At 72.3% G+C, this 5,703-nt stretch carries 6 protein-coding genes; all 6 read left to right on the plus strand.

Features of this window, described 5'->3' with window-relative positions; all coding sequences use genetic code 11:
* Positions 1-156: 156 nt before the first annotated feature.
* The 6 genes from rimO (at position 157) to E1285_RS42650 (ending at position 5,625) form a co-directional block, all read left to right on the plus strand.
* A complete protein-coding gene (gene rimO / locus E1285_RS42625) occupies positions 157-1,635 on the plus strand; it encodes a 30S ribosomal protein S12 methylthiotransferase RimO (RefSeq protein WP_132160587.1) in 1,479 nt (492 codons plus the stop codon).
* Positions 1,632-2,222: a CDP-diacylglycerol--glycerol-3-phosphate 3-phosphatidyltransferase gene (pgsA, locus tag E1285_RS42630; protein WP_132160588.1), complete on the plus strand. Its 591-nt coding sequence runs from the start codon at positions 1,632-1,634 to the stop codon at positions 2,220-2,222. The genes rimO and pgsA overlap by 4 nt, the downstream gene beginning before the upstream one ends.
* 13 nt (positions 2,223-2,235) lie before the next feature.
* On the plus strand, positions 2,236-2,748 hold the full coding sequence (locus tag E1285_RS42635; protein WP_132160589.1) for a DUF1990 domain-containing protein: 513 nt from the start codon (positions 2,236-2,238) through the stop codon (positions 2,746-2,748).
* 520 nt (positions 2,749-3,268) lie between these two features.
* A complete protein-coding gene (locus E1285_RS42640) occupies positions 3,269-4,564 on the plus strand; it encodes a CinA family nicotinamide mononucleotide deamidase-related protein (protein ID WP_132160590.1) in 1,296 nt (431 codons plus the stop codon).
* A 111-nt stretch (positions 4,565-4,675) separates the two neighbouring features.
* Positions 4,676-5,029 (plus strand): helix-turn-helix transcriptional regulator, encoded by a 354-nt coding sequence (locus E1285_RS42645; protein WP_089313015.1) that lies wholly within the window; start codon positions 4,676-4,678, stop codon positions 5,027-5,029.
* 128 nt (positions 5,030-5,157) lie between these two features.
* A complete protein-coding gene (locus E1285_RS42650; RefSeq protein ID WP_132160591.1) occupies positions 5,158-5,625 on the plus strand; it encodes a DNA starvation/stationary phase protection protein in 468 nt (155 codons plus the stop codon).
* Positions 5,626-5,703 lie beyond the last annotated feature (78 nt).

Genomic DNA, 5,703 nt, shown 5'->3' on the forward strand with positions numbered 1-5,703 from the left:
CGCCTGACCCCGCCTGCCCCCCCCGCTCGGGCTTGCCGGCCTGACCCCGCTCACCTGAGCCTGCCCGCACGACCGGGAGACCCGCCACGGCGACGAGGCGGTTCCGATCTCGGGTCGCTGGTCGGCTCTGGCGGGTGCGCCCATTACCGTAGGGTCATGTCGACTCGCCGCAAGGTCTCACTCATCACGCTCGGCTGCGCCCGCAACGAGGTCGATTCCGAGGAGCTCGCCGCGCGCATGGAGGACGCGGGCTGGGACCTGGCCGAGGAGACGGACGGCGCCGACGTCGTGGTCGTCAACACCTGCGGGTTCATCGAGGCGGCGAAGAAGGACTCCATCGACACGCTGCTGGCCGCGCACGACTCGGGCGCCAAGGTCGTGGCGGCCGGCTGCATGGCCGAGCGGTACGGCAGGGAACTGGCCGAGGCGCTCCCCGAGGCCGACGCGGTGATCGGCTTCGACGACTACGCCGGCATCGGCGACCGGCTCGACGACGTGCTCGCGGGACGCAGGCGCGACGCGCACACCCCGCGCGACCGGCGGACCCTGCTGCCGATCAGCCCCGTCGAGCGTTCCGAGTTCGTGCGCGGCGGCGCCGGAGCGTCATCCGGGGAGCAGCCGGGCGGCGTCGCGGTCCCCGGGCATGGCGGGCAGGACGAGCTTCCGGAGGGCGTGGCCCCGGCGTCCGGGCCGCGGGTGCTGCGGCGGCGGCTCGGCGGCGGCCCGGTGGCGCCGCTGAAGCTGGCGTCCGGCTGCGACCGGCGGTGCACGTTCTGCGCCATCCCCGCGTTCCGCGGCGCGTACGTGTCGCGCCCGCCGGCGGAGGTGGTGGAGGAGGCCCGCTGGCTCGCCGGACACGGCGTCCGCGAGCTGGTCCTGGTCAGCGAGAACTCCACGTCCTACGGCAAGGACCTCGGCGACCTGCGGGCGCTGGAGGGTCTCCTGCCGGACCTCGCCGCCGTGGACGGCATCGAGCGCGTCCGGGTGAGCTACCTGCAGCCGGCCGAGACGCGGCCCGGACTCATCGAGGCGATCTGCGGCACGCCCGGCGTCGCCCCGTACTTCGACATGTCGTTCCAGCACGCGAGCGGGCCGGTGCTGCGCTCGATGCGGCGGTTCGGCGACCGGGAGCGGTTCCTGGGGCTGCTCGACCAGATCCGCCGGCTCGCCCCGGAGGCGGGGGTGCGGTCCAACTTCATCGTCGGATTCCCCGGCGAGTCCGAGGACGACTTCGAGGAGCTGGCGGAGTTCCTGACCGCCGCGCGGCTCGACGCGGTCGGCGTGTTCGGCTACTCCGACGAGGACGGCACCGAGGCCGCCGACCTCGACGGCAAGCTCGACCCGGCCGAGGTCGCCCGCCGGGTTGAGGAGCTGTCGGGCCTCGCCGAGGAGCTGACCGCCCAGCGCGCCGAGGACCGGATCGGCTCGCGGGTGGACGTCCTGCTGGAGGACAAAGAGGTGGGTTCGGGCGGTGTAATGCATGGGGACGGCGACGTCGAGGGCCGCGCCGCGCACCAGGCGCCGGAAGTGGACGGGACGGTCATCGTCCGCGGCGGGGGGCTGCCCATCGGCGAGATCGTCGCGGCCCGCGTCACCGGCAGCGACGGCGTCGACCTGATCGCGGACATCGCATGATCGCCGGCGCTCCGGATCCGGTGGCGGGCTCCCACGATCCGCCGCCGGCCGGTGTCTGGAACATCGCCAACGCGCTGACCCTGGTCCGGATAGCGCTGGTCCCGGTGTTCGTCTGGCTGCTGTTCCTGGACGGCACCGGCTGGCGCCTCGCCGCGTTCGCCGTGTTCGCCGTCGCCTCCATCACCGACAAGATCGACGGTGACATCGCGCGGGCCCGCGGCCTGGTCACCGACTTCGGCAAGATCGCCGACCCGATCGCCGACAAGGCGCTCATCGGGGCGGCGCTGGTCAGCCTGTCGCTCATGGGCGAGCTGTGGTGGTGGGTGACCGGCGCCATCATGGCCCGCGAGATCGGCATCACGGTGATGCGCTTCGTCCTGATCCGCCGGAGCGTGATCCCGGCGAGCAAGGGCGGCAAGCTCAAGACGATGCTCCAGGTCATCGCCATCGGCCTCTACATCCTCCCCGGCCCCCTGGACTACCTGCGCTGGGCCGCGATGGGCGCGGCCCTGATCGTCACGGTCGTCACCGGCGCCGACTACGTCGTCCAGGCCTGGAAGGCGCGCCGTGCGCCCGAGGCGTCCTGACCCGGGCGGTCGGATGGCGGCACGGGACCTCACCTACCCCGAGGTGGGCGCGACGCGGGACGCGGAGCGGCCGGAAGGGTACCGGCACCTGCGGCGGCGCATGCTCGTGGGGCACGGGACGGCCGCCTTCCGGGACGCGTCCGACGCGGTGATGGAGTTCTGGATGCACCGTGCGCTCCCCGTGCGGGTGGAGGCCTCGGCCCCGCGTGCGGCCCCGGGGGTGGGCGTCGTGATCGGGATGGGCGCCGGACCGCTGCGGCTGAAGGCGCCCTGCCGGATCGTGTGGACGCGCGAAGAGGAACGCTACGCCGGATGGGCGTACGGGACGCTTGAGGGGCATCCGCTGTCGGGGGAGGAGTCGTTCGTGGTGCACCTGGACGACGAGGGCGACGTGTGGCTGACGGTCACCGCGTTCAGCCGTCCGGCGACGGCCGTGTCGAGGGCCGCCGGGCCGTTCGGGAGGGCGCTGCAGCGGGCCAACGCCCGGCGCTGCGGTGCCGTCCTGCGGCGGCTGGCGCGTGGCTGACGCGGCCGGGGTGGGCCTTGAGGGTGGGCTGCGGGACCACGCCCACCCCGGTCGTGGCCCCGCAGCCCCGTTCGCGGGCGCCGCGATAAACGATTATCGCGCGCGAATGGGCGGGCCGACGAATCGGGCGAATGAGTTTTGACTCACAACGTGACCTGCGCATCAGCGAATTGGTGGACGCCGTGTCAACGGTATGCGGTGACGATGTGTGCTCCGGCCGCCGCCCATGTCGCGCGCACTGGACGGGCCGGCCAGGCCGAGGGACACAAAGCGCGGCGGGCTCTTTCACCGGCGAGCGAACGGGGATACCGGGTGAAGCCCTGCTTGGAACGGTTCGATCGGGTCGCCTCGACTCCGTCCTCATCCGGTCGATTTCTCCGTCAACCGGCAGGGGTTCCGGCCCGTCGGCGCAGGTGGCCCCGGCACGGCGCGGCAGGGCGCCGCCGGTAGATTCGGGACACCCGGCCGGTGCGTGCTCGCCCCCGCGCCGGGCCATGCGAAGAGCCGAGATGGGGACGCGATGCGGGTCGAGCTGCTCACCGTCGGGGACGAACTGCTCCTCGGCGACACGATCAACGGGAACGCGGCATGGCTCGGGCGCAGGCTCGCCGACCACGGCGTCGACGTCACCCGCAGCGTGGTCGTCGGCGACGAGCTCGACGTGATCGTCGAGGCGGTGGAGTCCGCGCTCGGACGCGCCGACGCGGTCATCACCACCGGCGGCCTCGGCCCCACCTACGACGACCTGACCAGGGACGCGCTCGCCGAGGCGGCGGGTGTCGCGCTCGTCCGGGACGCCGCCCTGGAGCGGCGGCTGCGCGAGCGGGTCGCCAGGGCCGGACGCGAACTGCAGCCCATGGCGCTGCGCATGGCGGACGTCCCCGAGGGCGCGCGGCTGCTCGGCAACTCGGCGGGCTCGGCCCCCGGCCTGCGCGTCGAGCTCCCCGGCGGGATCGTCTACGCGCTGCCCGGCGTCCCGTTCGAGATGCGCACGATCATGGACGAGGTCGTGCTGCCGGAGATGGCCGAGATCGCCGGGCTGCCCGCGGTCGCGCGCCGCACCCTGCGCACCGCGCGGATGTGGGAGTCGGTCGCCGCGACCCGGCTCGCCGAGGTCGAGGCGATGGACGGGGTCAGGCTCGCCTACCTGCCCGAAGCGGCCGAGGTGAAGATCCGGATCAGTGTGGCGGGCCCCGGCGCCGCGGGTCGGCTGGCGGGCGTCGAGGCGCGCGTCAGGGAGCTGCTGGGCTCCGCCGTGTACGGCGCCGACGACGAGACGCTCGACCGCGTCGTGCACCGGCTGCTCGCCGAGCGGTCGGAGACGGTCGCCACCGCGGAGTCGCTGACCGGCGGCCTCATCGGCGCGGAGCTGACCCGGGCGCCCGGGTCGTCCGCCACGTTCGCCGGCGGCATGGTCACGTACGCGACCGAGGTGAAGCGGCGGATGCTCGGCGTCCCGGCGGACCTGCTGGCCGAGCACGGGGCCGTCCACCCGGACGTGGCCGCCGCGATGGCCGCCGGTGTGCGCGATGAGCTCGGTGCGACGTACGGGCTCGCCGTGACGGGTGTGGCCGGTCCGGACCCGCAGGACGGCCATCCGGTGGGAACGGTCTATATCGGCGTGGCCGGTCCGGGGAACTCGCGCACTGTGGTCAGTCCGAAACTCCCCGTGCCCGGCGCGGGGTCGGAGACCCGCGCGGTGATCCGGCGGATGACCGTCGTACACGCCCTTGAGCTGCTGAGACGTCTTTTGCTGGGACTTGACGTCGAGGGCGGGAGCGGGGAGGCTCGTGCAGATCGGGAAGATCGGGACTGATTACAGCGTTACGTTCCGAGCGAACACGAAATCAACGGTCTGCCATGCTCACCGTCAAGCCGGGTACGGTGGAACCGGCAGATGGTCCGAACTGAGGGAGGGAGCGAGACGATGGTCCTGCTTCGCCAGCTGCTCGGTGACGTACTGCGGCAGCTGCGGCTGCGCCAGGGACGCACCCTCCGTGAGGTGTCCGCGGCGGCGCGGGTGTCACTCGGCTACCTGTCCGAGGTCGAACGAGGGCAAAAAGAGGCATCTTCGGAGTTGCTTTCCTCGATCTGCAAGGCCTTGGGCGTGCCGCTGTCGCACGTGCTCAGGGAAGTCGCGGATCAGCTTGCCCTCGCAGAGCTGCAGCACGAGCCCGTCATGGCGGGCGCGCCCGAGCACGAGCGCATTTCCGCCGAGAGCATTCCGGAGACCCCGGAAGAGATCACCGGAGAGCTCCGCGCCGACATGGTCGCGGCCTGACCCGCTTCTGGTGTGTTCATGCCCCACCGGGGGCCGCGGGTGTGCGCGGCCTCACGCATGAACAGGACATTCGCGGGGATGCTTCCGTGTTGTAACCGATAACGGAAACGACGCGGAAGGAGCCGGATATGGCGCCGGTCAAGAGCCCGCTCACGGACTCCGCCCAGAAGGTCGCCGGGGAAGCCCTGCAGGGCTCCCTGATCGACCTCATCGATCTTTCCCTGGTCGCCAAGCAGGCGCACTGGAACCTGCACGGACGCAACTTCAAGGTCGTCCACGAGCACCTGGACGAACTCGTCGCCCTCGCGCGCGGAGGACAGGACGACGTCGCCGAGCGCGCCGTGGCGATCGGCGTGAACCCCGACGGCCGCGCCCGCACGGTCGCCGACCGCACCCCGGTCCCGCAGCTGGAGGCCGGCTACCTCGACGACGACAAGGTCGTCGCCGCGGTCACCGACCTCCTCGCGCAGATGATCGGCCGCTTCCGCGAGCGCATCGCCGCGACCGACGAGCCGGACCAGGTCACCCAGGACCTGCTCATCGGCATCACCGCGGACCTCGAGAAGCAGCACTGGATGTTCCAAGCGCAGCGTTGATTTGTAGTTCTCCGTCCGGGTCCCCGTTTCCGTTCGTCGTCCTTGTGGCGGTGGGCGGGGGCGGGGCTTTCACTTTTC

It is taken from the genome of Actinomadura sp. 7K507, assembly GCF_004348425.1.
Classification (GTDB): domain Bacteria; phylum Actinomycetota; class Actinomycetes; order Streptosporangiales; family Streptosporangiaceae; genus Spirillospora.